Below are 17,702 nucleotides of genomic sequence, written 5' to 3' on the forward strand. Positions count from 1 at the left end.
GACCCGACGGTCAGCGGTTTTGTAGAGGCACAGTGCGCTCCGCTGGATCGTTAGGGTTTCCATTGAGTTAGTTTGCGTTAGTTTAGTTGCTTGAATAATAGCGTCATGAATAGGCCGTAGATCTTGAGGTTGTCTAACGCTGTTTCTAGTTTTGAGGGTACCTACGTTTGAGTGAGGAGAAAATGCGGTCGTTCAGCTTAGGGGTACATGGCGATATCGCAGCGGTTGCAGGCAAGTTTGCTGGCTGGGTCTCGAAGAAATCTGGCTTGGGGGCCGGAGGGATGATTGGCGGCCGCGTCGCTAGATCGCTAGATAAGAACATATTGCGAAAGGCCGCGAAAGATAAGACAGTTGTGCTGGTTACGGGCACTAATGGTAAATCAACCACGACGCGGATGGTTAGTGCAGCGTTAAGTTCATTGGGGGATGTTGCAACTAATGAACGTGGTGACAATATGACCGATGGCGTGCTGACAGCTTTGTTGCGGAAACCGCAGGCAGAGTTTGCGGTGTTGGAAGTGGATGAACTGTATCTGAGAAGTGTTTCAGAGCAGGTAACCCCAGATGTGTTTGTTCTGCTGAACCTGTCGCGTGATCAACTTGACCGGATGGGGGAGACCGCAAGTGTTGAGAAGCATATCCGCGAAACCCTTTCCAAGTACCCTCAGGCGCAGGTGGTGGCTAACTGTGATGACCCGTTAATCGTTTCTGCTGCCTGGGATTGCCGGAATGTTACGTGGGTAGCTGCGGGGTTGTCTTGGTTTGATGATTCCACAACGTTTCCGCGTGGTGGGCAATCCGTGGTCCGGGAAAACGGGAGTTGGTATGTTCCTGGTACTGACTACAGGCGTCCTGATCCGCAGTGGTACCTCGATGGTGATGCTCTATGCAAGGCGGAGAAAGGGAGCGGAAAAGGCGTGGGGGTACCTACGGTTTTGCGCAGGGATTTGCGGTTGCAGGTTCCTGGGCGGGCGAATCGGGGTAATGCTGCGCAAGCGGTTTCTGCGGCGCTGCTGCTAGGTGTGGATTTTGACACTGCTGTTTCAGCGGTCGAAGGGGTTGAATCTGTGGCCGGCAGGTACTCTGTTGTGTCTGTGGATGGGCGTGAGGTCAGATTGTTGCTGGCGAAGAATCCAGCTGGGTGGCAAGAGGCCTTAACAATGATCGATTCGGACGCGAAGTCAGTGGTCATAGCTGTCAATGGGCAAATAGCTGATGGTACGGATTTGTCTTGGTTGTGGGATGTTGACTTTGAGGGACTGCGGACCAAGTCGGCGAAGATAGTTGCCTGTGGAGAGCGAGGAGCTGACTTGGCGGTGCGGTTGGATTACGCAGGTATCGATTCAGACCTTGTAGGTACCCCCCAGGTTGCGGTGGCTAACTGCGAACGCGGACGAGTGGATCTGATCGCGAATTACACGGCCTTCCGTGATTTCAAACGTCAGCTTGAGGCAGGTTCCGGGCGGAAGAAGGAGAAGTAATGGGGCTGAGGATATGTGTCCTATTGCCGGAGGTACTTGGAACGTACGGTGATGGTGGGAATGCTCTTGTGCTGGCTCAGCGGGCGCGGTGGCGGAATGTGGATGCTGAAATAGTCAAAGTTTCGCACGGTGAGTCAATTCCTACTGAAGTGGATCTTTTTACGATTGGTGGCGGTGAAGACACGGCTCAGGCGATTGCTGCGGAGTACTTGCGGAAGAACAACGTGTTTTTTGAGATGTTGGAAAGCAAGATCCCGGTGCTAGCAATTTGTGCTGGGATGCAGATTCTCGGGCGTTCTTACACAGATGCGCAGGGGCGTGAGGTGGAGGGTGCGGGGGTACTTGATTGCGTGACCCTCCCCGGTGGGAAACGCGCCATTGGTGAACTTGTTAGTACCCCCTTGCTACCAGGATTGACGGAACCGCTAACTGGGTTTGAAAACCACGGGGGAGTTACTGAAATAGGGGTGAACGCACGCACTCTTGGCAAGGTGCTTAGTGGAGTAGGCAATGGTGGTGGCTCAGCTGCAGATCGGGTTGAGGGGGTTGTTCAGGGCTCTGTTATTGCAACTTATATGCATGGACCCGTGTTGGCACGTAATCCGCAGCTCGCTGATTACCTTCTTACTCAGGCCGGGGTGGATTGCACTGCTGAGCTGGAAATGCCCCACGTCAATCGACTTAGAAAAGAACGGCTGAAAAATCAGCTTGGAGCAGCTTAAGCCGTAAGTTTTAGGTTGGCGGAACCGCTTGAGCATGGGGCGTCTTGGTGCATTAGTTTGGCTGTCTTTTGTAAGTACCCCCAGGTACCCCCTCAAGGGACTGCAGCATTAGATGATGTGGGTTTGTGTTGATTGTGATTTGAGGTACTCAAACTACTCTAAGTAGTGATGTATGACACTCATAAAAGAGGGTTGAGTGGAATAGACTCAACCTTTGTTTTGTTTACTCATTTAGAGACTGAACGAAAAGGGGTAAACGAAAGTGAACAATAACTTCACTACAAAATCGCAGGAGGCGTTGGCGGACGCGTTGCAAACTGCTGCAGCTGCTGGCAATCCGCAGGTAGAGCCGATGCACCTCCTGAATGCGCTACTTAACCAGGAAGAAGGTATAGCGCTGAGGGTACTTGAGGCGACGGGAGCCTCACGTAAAACTGTTGGGGCAAGGGTCCGGGCGGCGTTGACAGCCTTACCGAGCTCGCAGGGTACCTCTGTTAGCACACCGCAGTCCTCGCGTGCACTAATGGGCGTCCTGTCTAAAGCGGGTGAGATTGCTTCGCGCATGGGCGACCAGTACGTGTCGACTGAGCACCTGTTGATGGGGGTTGCTGAATCCAACTCTGATGCTGGCGAGCTTCTTCAAAGCGTGGGTGCCGACGCAGGTACCCTCGAGAAAGTAACGAAAGAGCTGCGGCCAGAACCGGTTGCGTCAGCGAATCCTGAGGGTACCTTCGAAGCGTTGAAAAAATACGGCCAAGATTTAACGGAACGGGCTCGGGAAGGCCAGATGGACCCTGTCATTGGTCGTGATGCGGAGATCCGCAGAGTTATTCAGGTGCTCTCGCGCCGCACAAAGAATAACCCGGTTCTGATTGGTGAACCTGGCGTGGGTAAAACGGCTGTTGTTGAGGGGTTGGCGCAGCGTATTGTCGCAGGTGACGTTCCAGAGAGCTTGAAGGATAAGAAGCTCATCAGCTTGGATATTGCTTCAATGCTTGCTGGCGCTAAGTACCGGGGTGAATTTGAGGAACGCTTCAAGGGGGTGCTTAATGAGATTAAGAACTCCGATGGGGAAGTAATTACTTTCATCGATGAGCTCCACACGGTGGTAGGTGCTGGTGGTGGCGCTGACGGTGCTATGGATGCTGGTAACATGCTCAAACCCAAGTTGGCGAGGGGGGAGTTGCGGCTCGTGGGGGCAACAACTCTTGACGAATACCGGGAGCATGTTGAGAAGGATCCTGCGCTCGAACGTCGGTTCCAACAGGTTTATGTGGGGGAACCTAGTGTTGATGATACTGTTGCAATTTTGCGCGGTATTGCCCCTAAATACGAGGCCCATCACAAGGTAACGATTTCTGACGGTGCGATTTTGGCGGCAGCCCAGTTGTCGGATAGGTATATTTCCGGGCGGCAATTGCCGGATAAGGCGATTGACTTAATTGACGAGGCGGCGTCTAGGCTTCGGATGGAGCTGGATTCGTCGCCGACGGAGATAGACGTGCTTCAGCGGCAGGTTAACCGGTTGCGGATGGAGGAGTCGTACCTGACGGAGTCGGATCCTAATAATGAGGATGAGTCTAGTCAGGATCAGTTAGAGAAGGTGCGTTCTGAGCTGGCTGATCGGCAGGAAGAGTTGAATGCTCTGACTGCTCGGTGGGAGCAGGAGAAAGCGGGGCGTAACCGCGTTGGTGATTTGAGGGTACGTCTCGATGAGTTGCGTACTCAGTTGGAACTTGCGATGCGTGAGGGCCGGTATGAGGAAGCGGGGCGATTGCAAAACGGGGAGATCCCGCAGATCGAGAGGCAGATTGAGGAGGCTGAAGCACAGGAAGATACTGCTGACATCGAACCGATGATTGCCGAGAAGGTGGGGCCAGGTGAAATTGCTGAGGTAATTGAGTCCTGGACTGGTATTCCTACTGGGCGGTTGTTGCAGGGGGAGATGGAAAAGCTTCTTTCGATGGAGGATGTGATTGGTGAGCGTCTAATTGGACAGCGAGCTGCCGTGACTTCGGTGTCTGATGCTGTTCGCCGTTCGCGCGCCGGGGTGTCTGACCCGAATCGTCCTACGGGTTCGTTCTTGTTCCTTGGCCCTACTGGGGTTGGGAAGACTGAGCTTGCGAAATCGTTGGCTGATTTTCTTTTTGATGATGAGCATGCGATTGTGCGCATCGATATGAGTGAGTATTCAGAGAAGCATTCTGTGTCTCGTTTGGTTGGGGCTCCTCCAGGGTACGTTGGGTACGATGAGGGGGGTCAGTTAACGGAGGCGGTCCGCCGTCGGCCTTACTCGGTTGTACTGCTTGATGAGGTGGAGAAAGCTCATCCTGAGGTTTTCAACATTCTGCTGCAGGTGTTGGATGATGGCAGGTTGACTGATGGCCAGGGACGGACTGTTGATTTCCGTAACACTATCTTGGTGTTGACTTCTAACCTGGGGTCACAATTCTTGACGGATCCGACTTCAAGTGATGAGCAGAAGCATAATCAAGTTATGGCGATGGTGAAGCAGTCCTTTAAGCCGGAGTTTTTGAATCGGCTTGATGAGATCCTGATTTTCGATCCGCTTACTCGTGAGGAGCTGGCTCAGATCGTTGATATTCAGGTTGCACGGATGGCTGCACGTTTGTCGTCGCGCCGCATTGAGCTGGTTGTAAGTGATGAGGCGAAAGCGTGGTTAGCTGACCATGGTTATGACCCGGCTTTCGGTGCGCGTCCGCTTCGTCGGCTGGTGCAACGAGAGATTGGGGACCGCTTGGCGAAGCTGATTCTTAGCGGCGGTGTTGATGATGGAAGTGTTGTTGAGGTTGGGGTCGCCGAAGGTGATGATGTTTTGTCGCTAGCGGTAACCGAGTAGAAGGTACCCCCGGTCCGTAACTGGGGGAATCTGTTGAAGTGCGCGCTCTTCCACTGGGAAGGCGCGCACTTCTTTTTACAGATATACCTGGCTGCGTTCTCGACTTTTCACCGTAGGTACCCCCGCTGAATAAGCTCCTTAGCTCCCCTCGTAGCCGGTTGGGCGTTACTGTATCAACTTTTGCTCGCGGTGGCCGAAAAGACGAAGGAGGGTACCTGCGGCATCCGTGAGGGGAAAGACGCGGCTTTAGGCACCCTAATAACTAGGGGTACCCGGAAGAAAAGGGGAGGGGTACCTGCGGCGCACAAAAGTCCGGAGCGGGTACCTGGAGGGGGTGAGGCTGAGGGGGCGTTAAGACCGGCGGTATGGCACTGAGTAGTTCGCGAATTTGTTTAGGTTAGTATGCAGATAGAAACGAAAGGTAGATGATGCTTGAAATACCAGATGAGGTGCAACCACCATTCGACTGTGCCATTGGCTGCATGCAAAAGAGTGGGGCGCAGATGGTTTTTGGTGATGAAACAGAGGTGTTTGACTACATGTCGGTCACCAAGGTTTTCGCGTCTATTGGCGTATTAGTGGCAGTTGAACGCGGCCATCTGGAGTTAGGTACCCCCGTTGAGGTCGCCGGCGAAACTGTCACCATCAAGCATTTGCTTGCTCACGCCTCAGGGGTAGCATTCGACAAAAATGAACGCCAAGCGGAACCGGAAACGCGCAGAATATACTCAAATTTTGGGTTTGAAAGTATGGCAAACGCGGTCGAAGAACATGTGGGAACGGCGTTTAACGACTGGTTAGAAACCGAGGTACTTGAACCTTTAGGAATGGTCGAAACGAGCATCACCGGATCCTGTGCTTACAGTGGAACTGGTTCGCTTCGAGATCTCATGGCGCTTGCGAACGAGCTCTTAGAACCAACGCTGATTTCCACTGACTTGCATGAGCAAATGTTGACTGAGACTTATCCGGGGATACGCGGGATAACTCCCGGGTATGGTTCCTATCGGGATAATGCGTGGGGGCTCGGGGTGGAAATGAAGAAGGATAAGCAGAGAACTTGGTTCCCGCCTCAAGCTTCAGAAGGTGCCTTCGGACATTTTGGCCAGTCAGGGTCTTTTATCTGGGTGGATCCTGCGCGGGGTGCAGCGGGCGCGTTCTTGGGAGATGAGCCTTTCGGCAAATGGCATCAGCAGCATTGGCAACAGCTGGGCGATTACCTCCTGCAATGCGGGAACTAGTTTTCCCCACTCCGCCCGCATAATGGTCACCGTGCCCGGAAGCCTGTAGCCGGAAGCTGGTGGACGGAAGCCTGTAGCCGGAAGCTGGTCACCGTGCCCGGAAGCCTATAGCTAGCAAACGGGAGTGGTTAGCGGGCCAGAGCAGCGTTTCCCATTAGTACCGCTTACGGACGCTAGGCCATTCTTGTGAGGCTATTGGAAGTCAACGATAACTGGAACGTGATCGGAAGCGCCTTTACCTTTGCGCTCATTCCTGTCGATGTCCGCACCGATAGCGCGTTCCGCCAGGTCTGGTGAGGCATAAACGAAATCAATTCGCATGCCTTCATTTTTGGGGAACCGAAGTTTTTGGTAATCCCAGTACGTGTAGTTTGTGACATATTCGCGGGTTAGTTCCTTCATCCCCAGGCGGGAGAATTGGTTAAATGCCATTCGTTCAGGTTCGGAAACATGCGTGTCACCTTCAAAAACACTGATATCCCACACGTCTTCATCCAGAGGAGCGACGTTCCAATCTCCCACTAACGCTAAGGGGGTAGTGGATTTCTCCAGGTACCCTCGAGTGTAGTTCGCGAGATTATTTAAGAATTCCAGCTTGTATTGGTAGTGAGGGTCCTGCAGGGTCCGCCCGTTTGGAATATAGAGTGACCACACCCTTACCCCGTCACAAACAGCGCTGATTGCACGCGCCTCCAACTTGTCTTTGAAGGTGGGTTGCGTGGGGAAATTGGTTTCCACGTCTTTTAATCCGACTCGAGAGGCTATAGCGACACCGTTCCACTGGTTCATGCCAGTCATTTTTACTTCATAACCGGCATCTTCGAACCTGTCGAACGGGAATTGGTCGGGCTTGCATTTTAGTTCTTGCATAGCAAGGACATCGGTGTTAGATCGCTCCAAGAACGCGATCACGCGGTCGATGCGAGCGCGGATTGAGTTGATATTCCAGGTTACAAGTCTCATGCCTAGATGGTAGCGGATTGAGGGGGTGCTTGCGCCAATGCATGGGGGTGCTTGCGCCAATGCATGGGGGTACTTTCGCCAATGCATGGGGGTGCTTTCACTAATGTATGGCGGGGGGACCTTCGCTAATGTGGAGGTATGGGAACAGCGTTAATCACAGGTGCAAGTAGTGGTCTTGGGGAAGAGTTCGCGTGGCAGTTAGCTACCGCAAAGCACAACGTGGTGCTTGTAGCAAGGCGCCGAGAGAAACTTGAGCATCTAGCGAATAAACTCGAGCAGGCATGCGGTGTGCGCGCGGAGGTCATTGTGGCTGATCTTTCTGCTAAGCAATATCGCCAAGAAGTGCAACACCGTCTGCGCGCCTCCAGGTACCCCGTTGGGCTGCTGGTTAATAATGCTGGTTTTGGTTTGGGGTCGTCGTTTCTTGAAAACTCTCTGGAGGACGAGAACTATGGCCTTGACGTGATGGTACGCGCAGTGATGGAGCTGTGTCACACTGCGGCGCGGGAAATGGTTGGGCGAGGTCGGGGAGCGATATTGAATGTATCATCTGTGGCTTCTGAAACGGGGATGGGTACTTATTCGGCGCATAAAGCCTGGGTGAGGTCGTTTTCTGAAGGATTAGCTGAGGAGCTGAAGGGTACTAATGTGACCTGCACGGCTGTGGTACCCGGTATGGTTCGGACGCATTTTCACGATAATTTTGTGCTTGATACCTCCCAGGTACCCCCGGTGGTTTGGGTGAGCGCAGACACGGTTGTGTCGGAGTCTTTGCGCGCTGTTAGTAGGGGAAAAACGTGGGTGGTACCCTCATTAAAGTACAAGGTTACTGACACGCTCAGCCGGGTATCTCCACGCCGAATTGTGCGGTATGTGACCCGGCATTTGCCGCACGTGTAGGGCTGGTTTTTACGAGGAGGTGCCGCTCGGTCTGGCCGGGGGTACCTCAGGCACCAACACAGATCGCGCAGGTGCGGTAATGCATTCAGCGTTTTCCAAGGACAGTGTCATGGATTAGTCAGAGTGGTTTCGTACACTTTAATCACCTTCAGGAAAGAAATCCTGTTTGAGGAGAGTTTGTGGTTGCTTTGAGCGGCACCTTACTCGCACTGTGTTGATGGGATAGTAAGAAGACCACGCTTAACGCGTGGTCTTCTTACTCAATTAGAGGACTTCCCCGTAGCAGTATTAGACGGCTTGTGGGCTATAGCCCCCGTCGTCCCAGCATCTGGCTTACAGGCCCAATTTCTTGAAACGGCTTGGAATCCTGTTCGTTCTGCGACGTACAATGCTTGGATCCCTGTTTGCTTTGTGGTCTACAAGTCTTGGATCCCTGTTTGCTTTGTGGTCTACAAGCCTTCGATCCCTGTTTGCCCTCCAGGCCGGTGAGCCGGTAGGCCGGGACCGCTAGGTTAGTTCTTCATTGCTTGGATAGCTTCATCTCTTTCGAATGAGGCGCGCGCGTTCTCACGAACAACGTCTACTAGATCGGCGATTGAGTCGTGCACTTTCCATGGGCGGAATGGGAACCGGGTGATTTCTTCTTCTGAGGTTGAACCGGTTAGTACTAGGTGGGTGCGTAGTCCGGCTTCAATCCCCGCTTGTACGTCTGTGTCCATCCGGTCGCCTATCAGCGCTGTGGTTTCTGAGTGGACGTCGATTTTGTTCAATCCGGTGCGTAGCATTATCGAGTTAGGTTTGCCGACGAAGTAGGGGGTTTTCCCGGTTGCTTTCGTGATCATGGCTGCTACAGAGCCGGTTGCGGGGAGGGTACCTTCTTTTGATGGGCCGGTTACGTCTGGGTTTGTGGCGATGAATTTTGCTCCTCTTTCGATGAATCGGATCGCCTGTGTGATTGCGTTGAATGAGTAGTTTCGCGTTTCGCCTAAGACCACGTATTCGGGGTTCGTTTCGGTCATTACGTACCCTGCTTCGTGTAGCGCTGTGGTTAAGCCTGCTTCTCCGATTACGAAGGCTGACGAATTCGGGGATTGTTGCGATAGGAATGCTGCTGTTGATAGTGCTGAGGTCCAGATGCGCTCTTCTGGTATTTGCAGCCCGGAGTCTTGCAGCCGTGCGGATAGGTCGCGAGGAGTGAAGATTGAGTTGTTAGTGAGTACCAGGAAGGGTACTTCGAGATCGGTGAGTGTGTCGATGAAGTCTTGGGCCCCTGGGATGGCGTGTTGTTCGTGTACGAGTACGCCGTCCATGTCGGTTAGCCAGGATCTTACTGGGGGTAGCTCGTCGAGCGTATATGCGCTGGTGGTCATTATTCCTCCGTTTGTGTGTCTTCTATTGTGAGCATAGTAAACTGCGATGCGGTTGTGCATTGACTTAGCTGAAAATGGTTTGGGGGTACCTGGTTGTCTGAAGAGGTGGAGCCGGTTCGTAAGGGCGTTGGTCCGTGGCCGGGTGGTGAAGGGAATTGGCCTGAGGAACCATGGTATGACCCTGAGTTTTTGAGGGGCGGCGATAGGCGCAACGTGGAGGATCGGTTTAGGTACTGGCGGATGAGTGCTATCCGGGAGCAGCTGGATCGTGAGGCGTTGGGGTTAGAAGTTGCGGTTGAGAATCTGGGGCATGATTTCAACATTGGATCTATTGTGCGTACCGCGAATGGGATGGGGGTACGTCGGGTTCATATTGTGGGGAAGCGACGTTGGAATCGGCGGGGTGCGATGGTGACTGATCGTTATCTTGAGGTGGTTCATCATCCGAGTGTTGAAGAGTTTCTTGAGGATGTGACTGGCCGGGGGCTTGAAGTGGTTGGTGTGGATAATACTGAGGGGTCTGTTTCACTTGAGGGTACCTCCTTGCGTAAGGAGACGGTTTTGGTGATGGGGGAGGAGTCCTCGGGATTATCTGCGGAGATGGTGGCAGCGTGTAATCGAGTGCTGCACATAACGCAGTTTGGGTCTACGCGGTCAATTAATGTTGGGCACGCCGCGGCGATCGCAATGTGGGCGTGGGGTGTTCAGAATCGTTCCTGGTAGCGCACTTTACCCCAGGTACCCCCGCCGTTGAGCCTGCACGTACCCTCGCGTTGAGATCACCCAGGTACCCCCGCCGCCGAGCAACTAAACACCCGGCTAGCACCCAGGTACCCCCGCCCCGAGTACCCAGGCACCTAGCGTAGAGACACCAGGTACCCTCAGGAAAAAGATGGTGGGGGAACAGGTGATGGGAGGGGGACTAAGTCCCCGGTGATATTGGGGTACTAGTGTGGGATAATTAGAGCGTCACTGACGTCTACATCGAAGGAGTCATCGAAAGTGGCTATTGCAACTCCAGAAGTTTACAACGAGATGCTGGACCGGGCGAAGGAAGGTAAGTTCGCTTACCCGGCGATTAACGTAACTTCGTCGCAGACACTGACCGCGGCTCTTCAGGGGTTCGCGGAGGCAGAGTCCGACGGTATTATTCAGGTTTCGGTGGGAGGTGCCGAGTACTGGTCGGGCTCCACAGTCAAGGATCGTGTTGCAGGTTCGTTGGCTATGGTCGCGTATGCTCGTGAGGTTGCGAAGAATTACGACGTGACTGTTGCTTTGCATACGGATCACTGTGCTAAACAGAATCTGGACAGCTGGGTTATTCCTCTGCTTGAACTTGAGGAGAAGGAAGTTAAGGCTGGGCGTGAACCGTTCTTCCAGTCGCACATGTGGGATGGTTCCGCGGTGCCGTTGAAGGAGAACCTCGAGATCGCTCAGAAGATGTTGGATCTTTCTCAGAAGGCCAACACGATCCTGGAAGTTGAGATCGGTGTTGTTGGTGGTGAAGAAGACGGTGTTGTTGGTGAGATCAACGAGAAACTGTACACCACCACTGAAGATGGTATTAAGACGGTTGAGGCTCTGGGATTCGGCGAAAAGGGTCGTTATATGACGGCGCTGACGTTCGGTAACGTGCACGGTGTGTACAAGCCGGGTCACGTGAAGCTGCGCCCGGAGATTCTTGGGACCATCCAGGAAGAAGTTGGGGCTAAGTTCGACAAGGGCAATCGTCCGTTTGACCTGGTTATGCACGGTGGGTCTGGTTCTTCTGCCGAGGAGATCAAGACGGCTGTGGAGAACGGTGTTATTAAGATGAACGTTGATACGGATACGCAGTACGCGTTTACCCGCCCGGTTGCGGAGTGGATGCTGCGTAAGTACGACGAGGTTCTGAAGATCGACGGTGAGGTTGGTGTGAAGAAGTCCTACGATCCACGTTCATGGGGTAAGGCTGCGGAAGCTGGTATGCGTGCCCGTGTTGTTGAGGCGTGTGAGCGTCTCGGCTCGACCGGAACCAAGATGAAATAAGGTTCTTCGTTAACCTGTTTTCTGGTTAGGGCCCCAACTTTAGCGAGTTGGGGTCCTTTCTTGTGGGGCGAAACTTCTTGTGGGCGAAGCTGACTGAAACGGTAGCGTAAGTGCCGTGGGCAGAGTAGCGGCAAAAGGGATTCAGCTGCGTCTGTGAGTCGCGCGACGGAGCTTTAGGATGAAGAGGGTACTTAGTTAGGAGCCGTATGATCGTTGCATTGCTCGTGGGTGTGCTGGTTGGACTCGTAGTAGGAGTGCTGGGGGCGGGCGGTGGTATTTTGGCGGTACCTGCGTTGACGTTGCTGTTGGGACAGCCTCCGCACGGGGCGGCCGCCGGGTCGTTGTTGATTGTTCTTGCCACTTCTTTAGTTGCGTTGCCGCACAGGTTTAATCGGCATGAGGCGCGGGTTAAGGAAGGTGTTGTCTTCGGCTTATTGTCTGCGGTTGGGTCTGTAGTAGGTGCGAGACTTTCCGCGTTTGTGCCGGGTTGGTTGCTGTTCACGCTCTTCGGTTTGATGGTTGGGGTCGTGGGGGTGCAGATGCTGGTGAAAACCCGTGCGTCTAGTGCCGGCGCGGAACAAGCAGCTTCAACCCCCCAAAGTACCCCCGCGGAAAGTAGGCCTGATCAGCAGTTAAATAGCGCCTCCGCGGATGTGACGGGGGTGCAAATACCTGGGGGTACCTGGAAGCGAAATGGGGTGAAACTGTTTTTTGCGGCACTGGTAACGGGCTTGTTAACTGGATTCTTTGGCGTAGGTGGCGGGTTCTTGATTGTGCCGGTCTTAACTTTGCTAATGCATTACCCGATTAGGGAGGCGTCTGGGACCTCGCTTATAGTAATGTCACTTGCCTCAGTTTTCGGCCTGATTGCTCGGATAGGTCAGCCGCTGAACGTTGACTGGGGCGTGGTGGTTTTTTTCATGGTGGGTTCCATGGTTGGTGGGGTCGTGGGTGGGCCGCTGTCGACGCGTATCCGCCCGGTGATGCTTCAACGCATTTTCGGATTCTTACTTCTTATTGTGTGCGCAGCTAGTCTCGCATCGGTCGTTGTGTAGTTCCGTTTTGCATGTTCGGATATGGGGAGAAACCGTTCTGGCTCGTTTGGGTGTCTTTGTGTTTTGATTTAGCGTTGGGGCACAACCACGCCAGGTACCCCCAACTTTGTTTTTCCTAGTAGAACCTCGTTCGTGTGAGGTCCTTGGCTCAAGATAAATGTCGCTCGCGCCACTCCTATTAAATGTTTAAAGGAATGCGAGTAGCTTAACTGAGCATATTAACGGAGTGAACTTGTATAAATCTCGATAAATCGCAGTGTTCGCCATATGCCGTATTTATGTGTGAACATTTTTTGTGTATATGCACAATATGTAGTTATATCCCCACCTAGTGTCTCTGCGCTATTCAGCGCCGAAGGTCCCACTTGTTAGGTGCTTAAACTGTTGGTCATGGAATGGGGCCTCGTCTTGAGTACGGATATTGCTTGGAATACTAGGGTTGACGTGCTTGTCTGGTCCGGATTGTGGGAATGTTTTCCACAGTTGGGTTTGGGCTCTGGTTTTATTTGTGGGGTTCGTTTATTGTTCTTTTTAGCGGTTGGTTTTGTTAGCTGGCGGCTTGTTCGTGTAGGCGAGTTTGAGGATTTTCGATGTTGCGGACCCTCTTTGGTAATCGTGTGTCTCGACTAGTTTTGCTATTGGCTTTCTTGTTGGTTTGTGTGCTTACTGTTTCTGCGTGTGGTGGTAAGAGTTCTGGTGAGGAGTCTAAGGGCGCGGTGGGGGCTTCTCCTGCAGTGTCTCCCTCTGGTGGGGGTTCGTCTTCCCCGTCGGTGTCGGCTTCTGAGGAGACAGTGGTTCCTCCGCCGCCGGTGTCACAGCGTTATCCGCATGATAAGCCTGAGTATCCGCAGGAAGGGTATGTGCATTCCCAAGAAGGGGGCGATTAAGGTTGCACAGTATTTTACGGAGCTGATTGGGTATTCCTACAGCACGTTGGATACCAGGCCTCTTGAGAAACTATGCGACAAAAAGACAGCGCAAAACTGCTTGGAACTAATAGAGAGTGTTACTAAGACTGTTGAAGATCGTTCTTGGTATAAGAATGTTGACACGTTGGATTACTCGTTTAAGGGCGCGTATCTTCCCAAAGAGGATATCCCAGGTGAGATTTCTTTCCGTTTTATCGTCAAGGGAAAAACCTACGAGTTCTACAGCGGCATACGTAAAGGACCATTAAAGAATATTACGGACCCGGATCAAGAGGTCGTGGTCAATCTCTCTTGGAAGAACAATAGCTGGATCGTCGCTGACGGCACGTCATGGTTCGTTGAGGAGAAAAAGTGATCAAACAATTATTGTGTTCTCTTTGCGTGTTCTCCCTAATGGGAGCACCTGTTCCCGATGGTAGCGGGGATGAGCGTAGAACGGACTATAACCAACCGGTTTTTGGAAGCAAAGGGAAGATGTCTTCTTCTAAGAGTTATATAGATATTAATGTTCAGTCTCAGAGTGTTATTTATTCGTATGATACGGGTGGTGAGGCTTCGGTTGCTCAGCCTAGTTATGAGGCTTCTGTCCCTGCTGCGGGTGGGGTGAGTGCTTACCGTGGGGGTGGGGCTAGTGGTGGTTGGGGTGGGGGTAGGGACTTGTCGTTTAAGTCTTCTGCGGCGCCTTCTGGCCTGGGGGAGGAGCCGAAGGTGGTGACTCCTTTTCAGAAGGCGATTGCGGCGGTGGCTGCTGATAGTCCGCCTCAACCACGGTTGCATGTCCAGCCTGATCGGGGGTGGGTGTGGACTGGGTTGCCAACTATTTTCTACTATACGAATACGTCTAAGACCTCGCGGGTTGATGGGGCGGAGGTTAGTTGGTATGTGACTACTCACCGGTTGGATTATGCGGATGGGAGGACGCAGTTGTTCAGTGGTGATGGTGCTCCGTATCCTAATCAGTCGTTGGTGCATGAGTATGTGGAGCCGCTGCGTAATATTGAGGTTCATTCCACTACGTTTTGGAGTGCGCGAGTGAAAGTCGATGGGCAAGTGTTCACGCTCGACACTAATCGCACTACCCATGAGGTCAGTAGCATGTTTGATGCTAAACGCCCCCGCTCATCCCTAGTCGTCACTCCCGGATGGGACGAATAACCAACCAGCCAGCCGAATAGGCCAAATAACCAACCAGCCCCCAAATAGGCCAAATAACCACCATCCAAAACCAAAACCACCAGATTTTCGAAAAGTTCAGTTCCCATACCTTGTATTAAGGAGAGTCAGTAATGCGTAATACTGTTAACAACCGCAAATCCCAGCTAGCTATCCTCAGTGCAATCCTCCTAGCATGCACACCGGCACTATCAGCTTGCAGCCACACAAGCGCAAATGAACTAGAGCAAAAAGCAGGCGGGGAGGCCTCTTCTCCACCACCGGCTGAACGCTACCCTCAAGAAAAACCTGAATACCCCGAAGAAGGCCGGGAACACACTGAACGGGGCGCGTTCAAAGTAGCTGCCTACTTCACGGAACTAATCGGATACTCATACAGTACCTACGACACAAAACCTCTCGAACAACTCTGTTCCGAAGAAACAGCTAAAGAATGCAAAAAAATCATTACAAATATCGACCAAGCTCGTGAAAAAGGCGAATGGTACAAGAACTTCGACACAAGCAATACGAGTATGGGCATAACCCATGCGCCCGAAAAAGGAGAAATCGGAGACCTTGTAATCACCTTGAGTCCAGATAAAGTCAAGTACGAATTCCACACTCCTGAACAAAAAGACGGAAAGCAAGTTATTAAATCTCCCCGCATCAATAATGAATGCAACCTCTCATGGAAAACAGATCACTGGGTCGTAGCAGACTGCAAAACCACGTTTGTGAACGACAAGTAAAGAAACGATACGAGTCCGACCTTCCACCAACGACTGTCCGCATCTAATAAAAGCTTATTCCGCTAAATATTCACGAGTAAATACTCACGTAAATGCTCACGTAAATACTCACGAGTAAATAGTCACGACCACACACCACTACATCTGACAAACACTTTCTTAGCTTGAGGAGTTGAAAATGCGCAATCAAACAAAACAAAGTCGCCGGCAGGCTCTAACCGTTGTCCCTCTTTTAGCATGTTCGATGACGCTAGCCGCCTGCAGCAGCGACAAAAACACTGCTGTGGAATCTCCTCAAGAGGAAAACAAGGGACACCTTAAAGACTTTGCAAAAACCACAGAAGAGAACTCATTTGCCCAACAAGCAGATGGAACCGACCCAAACCAGAGTGGATCAGGTGCGCCCAACGGTGCTCCAGGCAGTTATGACGAACTGGTCGAACCTCCACCGGTAGAAGAACGATACCCGTACGGCAAACCCAAATACCCGACAGAGGGGCGCACGCATTCGCGTGAAGGCGCGTTGGCAGTAGCGAAATACTACACTGAGCTAATCGGTTATTCATTCAGCACTCTTGACACGAAGCCGCTAGAGGAATTATGCGATCGGGAAACCGCACGGCAATGCCGCGGAATCATCAATCTGATCCTCGACAAGAAAAAACATGGTGCGTGGATGTTCCGCGTGGATACCAGGAAAAACGAGGTCAGCCGGGTTGAGAAACCTGAAACTGGTATGCCCGGCGAGATCCTCGTGCTCCACACCGTAAAAGACGTGAGATATGCTAGTTACGATATGAGGAACGGGCCGAATATTGAGATAAAGGTACACGACTCGCTAATCGCTTCCGCCTACCTCGAGTGGAAAGATAACCGCTGGGTTCTTGCGGACGGCAGGTACCTAACACTCACGCGGACGCAGTAACCTTAAGTTTCAAAATGCAAAGGATATTTGCACAGCCGTACTATCTACCTACCTTTAGGACCGTGAAAACGATATTGTTGAGGTAGTACAGTCACAAAAAGAAGAAACATAGGGCAGAGTGTTTCAAGGAGGCCCAAATGTCAACGAGTAAACAAGCATGGGAACGAGTTGAAGGAATCATTGTGGCTCCACAACTGGACCCACAAGCAGTGTCAGACTACATCGCCAAAACAAAAGCTGTAGCTACCATTGACTGGTTCGACGCCACCCCAAACCTGCTGGGCCTAACACTAGCTGCTGAAAACGGACGCCTAGCTACCGTAAACGCAGAGAACCAAATCGCCCCCCACATCGCGATAGAGGACTTCGCACTAAAACTAGCGCAAACATTCAAAGCAGACGTGATGATCGGTGACGTGCAAGCTGACGCCATGGAAGAAGATGCAAAAGTAACTCACGGTGAAGAAACTGAAGACGAACACTTCACCGCCATCGAGTTCACCCAAACTCCCGCCTCGTCCGTGCCGCTACTAGCAGCTCTGCACGATGTGGACATCGCAACCATGGAACTGTCAGAAGACCAACGCGTAATCATCTACGAATCAGACAACCCTCGCAACCTACTGCTCGGAGGTGAACCAGCAGTAGTCATCGTTTACTCCGACGGTGAGCTGAAAATACGTCTCCAACGCGAAGAAACTGACGAAGACGAAACCATGCCCATGTTCAACTGGTCCATGCGCACCCGCACCGTGGCGGGCGCGCACAAGGATGACGCGGTTGAACAACAAGCACAAGATCTCGTCGGAGCTAAAACGGATCTAATCGAAATCGGGCAAGCAATTCCCTCCGCCGATGTTGAAGCTCTGCTCGCAACCGTCGGTAAAAAAGGCAACGACCTATGCCGCTCCGTCGTAACTGCACTAGGTCTTCCCCCCGAGGTTGCTCTGGTGCTGCAAGGATACGCCCCACTACGTGACCTGCCTGGCGCGGACTTCAATGACCCACGCGGAATCGCGAACGCCATCGGTCGAAGTGTTGACCGGATGCTCAACGAACCCGAATCACGAGCCCGCTCATTCTGGGACGGATACAACGACGTAGTCACAGAAAAACCGTGGATGGTTTACGGCGCATCCGCCGCGGAAGCAGTCACCGGATCCCTCGCAATCGCCAACTTCGCAAGGAAGAACAAAACCGAACGCAACTGGCTAACAAAACTCGGACTCGGAATCGGAATAGTGCTACTAATCGACTCAGTTGCCGAACTATCACTAGCCAAATACGTGTCACTACGTGACAACCGAAAACAACACTAGCGCAA

Annotated in this window: 16 protein-coding genes; 14 read left to right on the forward strand and 2 right to left on the reverse strand. The window is 52.5% G+C overall.

The window, feature by feature from the left end; genetic code table 11:
- Nucleotides 1-167 precede the first annotated feature (167 nt).
- The 4 genes from QS713_RS02885 (at nucleotide 168) to QS713_RS02900 (ending at nucleotide 6,304) form a co-directional block, all read left to right on the forward strand.
- Nucleotides 168-1,481 carry a MurT ligase domain-containing protein gene (locus QS713_RS02885; protein WP_313272290.1) on the forward strand — a complete coding sequence of 438 codons (1,314 nt, stop codon included), beginning with the start codon at nucleotides 168-170 and terminating at the stop codon, nucleotides 1,479-1,481.
- On the forward strand, nucleotides 1,481-2,203 hold the full coding sequence (locus QS713_RS02890) for a type 1 glutamine amidotransferase (RefSeq protein WP_313272292.1): 723 nt from the start codon (nucleotides 1,481-1,483) through the stop codon (nucleotides 2,201-2,203). Before QS713_RS02885 ends, QS713_RS02890 begins: the two co-directional genes overlap by 1 nt.
- Nucleotides 2,204-2,465: 262 nt before the next feature.
- Entirely contained in the window at nucleotides 2,466-5,063 is a 2,598-nt protein-coding gene (gene clpB, locus QS713_RS02895) for an ATP-dependent chaperone ClpB (RefSeq protein ID WP_313272294.1), read from the forward strand.
- A 425-nt stretch (nucleotides 5,064-5,488) separates the two neighbouring features.
- Complete coding sequence (locus QS713_RS02900) at nucleotides 5,489-6,304, forward strand: serine hydrolase domain-containing protein (protein WP_313272296.1); 816 nt, start codon at nucleotides 5,489-5,491, stop codon at nucleotides 6,302-6,304.
- A 192-nt stretch (nucleotides 6,305-6,496) separates the two neighbouring features.
- Here QS713_RS02900 and QS713_RS02905 read toward each other — a convergent pair whose 3' ends face one another.
- Entirely contained in the window at nucleotides 6,497-7,267 is a 771-nt protein-coding gene (locus QS713_RS02905; RefSeq protein ID WP_313272297.1) for an exodeoxyribonuclease III, read from the reverse strand.
- Between the two features lie 138 nt (nucleotides 7,268-7,405).
- Here QS713_RS02905 and QS713_RS02910 point away from each other — a divergent pair, with 138 nt between their 5' ends.
- Nucleotides 7,406-8,167: an SDR family NAD(P)-dependent oxidoreductase gene (locus QS713_RS02910; protein WP_313272299.1), complete on the forward strand. Its 762-nt coding sequence runs from the start codon at nucleotides 7,406-7,408 to the stop codon at nucleotides 8,165-8,167.
- Nucleotides 8,168-8,679: 512 nt separating this feature from the next.
- On the opposite strand, the gene QS713_RS02915 is transcribed toward QS713_RS02910, so the two are convergent.
- A complete protein-coding gene (locus QS713_RS02915) occupies nucleotides 8,680-9,537 on the reverse strand; it encodes an HAD-IIA family hydrolase (RefSeq protein WP_313272300.1) in 858 nt (285 codons plus the stop codon).
- Nucleotides 9,538-9,630: 93 nt separating this feature from the next.
- Here QS713_RS02915 and QS713_RS02920 point away from each other — a divergent pair, with 93 nt between their 5' ends.
- The 9 genes from QS713_RS02920 (at nucleotide 9,631) to QS713_RS02960 (ending at nucleotide 17,697) form a co-directional block, all read left to right on the forward strand.
- Entirely contained in the window at nucleotides 9,631-10,260 is a 630-nt protein-coding gene (locus tag QS713_RS02920) for a TrmH family RNA methyltransferase (RefSeq protein WP_313272301.1), read from the forward strand.
- Nucleotides 10,261-10,539: 279 nt separating this feature from the next.
- Nucleotides 10,540-11,565, forward strand: a complete 1,026-nt coding sequence (fbaA, locus tag QS713_RS02925; protein WP_313272303.1) for a class II fructose-bisphosphate aldolase — start codon at nucleotides 10,540-10,542, stop codon at nucleotides 11,563-11,565.
- Between the two features lie 206 nt (nucleotides 11,566-11,771).
- Nucleotides 11,772-12,620, forward strand: a complete 849-nt coding sequence (locus QS713_RS02930; protein ID WP_313272305.1) for a sulfite exporter TauE/SafE family protein — start codon at nucleotides 11,772-11,774, stop codon at nucleotides 12,618-12,620.
- A gap of 659 nt (nucleotides 12,621-13,279) precedes the next feature.
- On the forward strand, nucleotides 13,280-13,507 hold the full coding sequence (locus tag QS713_RS02935) for a hypothetical protein (RefSeq protein WP_313272307.1): 228 nt from the start codon (nucleotides 13,280-13,282) through the stop codon (nucleotides 13,505-13,507).
- Entirely contained in the window at nucleotides 13,479-13,904 is a 426-nt protein-coding gene (locus tag QS713_RS02940) for a DUF6318 family protein (RefSeq protein ID WP_313272308.1), read from the forward strand. Before QS713_RS02935 ends, QS713_RS02940 begins: the two co-directional genes overlap by 29 nt.
- Before the next feature lie 119 nt (nucleotides 13,905-14,023).
- Entirely contained in the window at nucleotides 14,024-14,704 is a 681-nt protein-coding gene (locus QS713_RS02945; RefSeq protein WP_313272309.1) for a hypothetical protein, read from the forward strand.
- Between the two features lie 131 nt (nucleotides 14,705-14,835).
- Nucleotides 14,836-15,453, forward strand: a complete 618-nt coding sequence (locus QS713_RS02950; RefSeq protein ID WP_313272311.1) for a DUF6318 family protein — start codon at nucleotides 14,836-14,838, stop codon at nucleotides 15,451-15,453.
- A 178-nt stretch (nucleotides 15,454-15,631) separates the two neighbouring features.
- Nucleotides 15,632-16,378: a DUF6318 family protein gene (locus QS713_RS02955; protein ID WP_313272313.1), complete on the forward strand. Its 747-nt coding sequence runs from the start codon at nucleotides 15,632-15,634 to the stop codon at nucleotides 16,376-16,378.
- 137 nt (nucleotides 16,379-16,515) lie between these two features.
- Nucleotides 16,516-17,697, forward strand: a complete 1,182-nt coding sequence (locus QS713_RS02960; RefSeq protein WP_313272315.1) for a hypothetical protein — start codon at nucleotides 16,516-16,518, stop codon at nucleotides 17,695-17,697.
- Nucleotides 17,698-17,702: the final 5 nt, after the last annotated feature.

This window comes from Gleimia hominis (assembly GCF_032085515.1).
Taxonomy (GTDB): Bacteria; Actinomycetota; Actinomycetes; order Actinomycetales; family Actinomycetaceae; genus Gleimia; species Gleimia hominis.

Bases quoted from the DNA above. Each gene is read 5' to 3' on its own strand.
- QS713_RS02950 (WP_313272311.1), top strand. From the start codon at position 14,836: ATGCGTAATACTGTTAACAACCGCAAATCCCAGCTAGCTATCCTCAGT.
- QS713_RS02915 (WP_313272300.1), bottom strand. From the start codon at position 9,537: ATGACCACCAGCGCATATACGCTCGACGAGCTACCCCCAGTAAGATCC.
- QS713_RS02955 (WP_313272313.1), top strand. From the start codon at position 15,632: ATGCGCAATCAAACAAAACAAAGTCGCCGGCAGGCTCTAACCGTTGTC.
- QS713_RS02890 (WP_313272292.1), top strand. From the start codon at position 1,481: ATGGGGCTGAGGATATGTGTCCTATTGCCGGAGGTACTTGGAACGTAC.
- QS713_RS02930 (WP_313272305.1), top strand. From the start codon at position 11,772: ATGATCGTTGCATTGCTCGTGGGTGTGCTGGTTGGACTCGTAGTAGGA.
- QS713_RS02905 (WP_313272297.1), bottom strand. From the start codon at position 7,267: ATGAGACTTGTAACCTGGAATATCAACTCAATCCGCGCTCGCATCGAC.
- QS713_RS02960 (WP_313272315.1), top strand. From the start codon at position 16,516: ATGTCAACGAGTAAACAAGCATGGGAACGAGTTGAAGGAATCATTGTG.
- QS713_RS02900 (WP_313272296.1), top strand. From the start codon at position 5,489: ATGATGCTTGAAATACCAGATGAGGTGCAACCACCATTCGACTGTGCC.
- QS713_RS02910 (WP_313272299.1), top strand. From the start codon at position 7,406: ATGGGAACAGCGTTAATCACAGGTGCAAGTAGTGGTCTTGGGGAAGAG.
- QS713_RS02945 (WP_313272309.1), top strand. From the start codon at position 14,024: ATGTCTTCTTCTAAGAGTTATATAGATATTAATGTTCAGTCTCAGAGT.
- QS713_RS02940 (WP_313272308.1), top strand. From the start codon at position 13,479: ATGTGCATTCCCAAGAAGGGGGCGATTAAGGTTGCACAGTATTTTACG.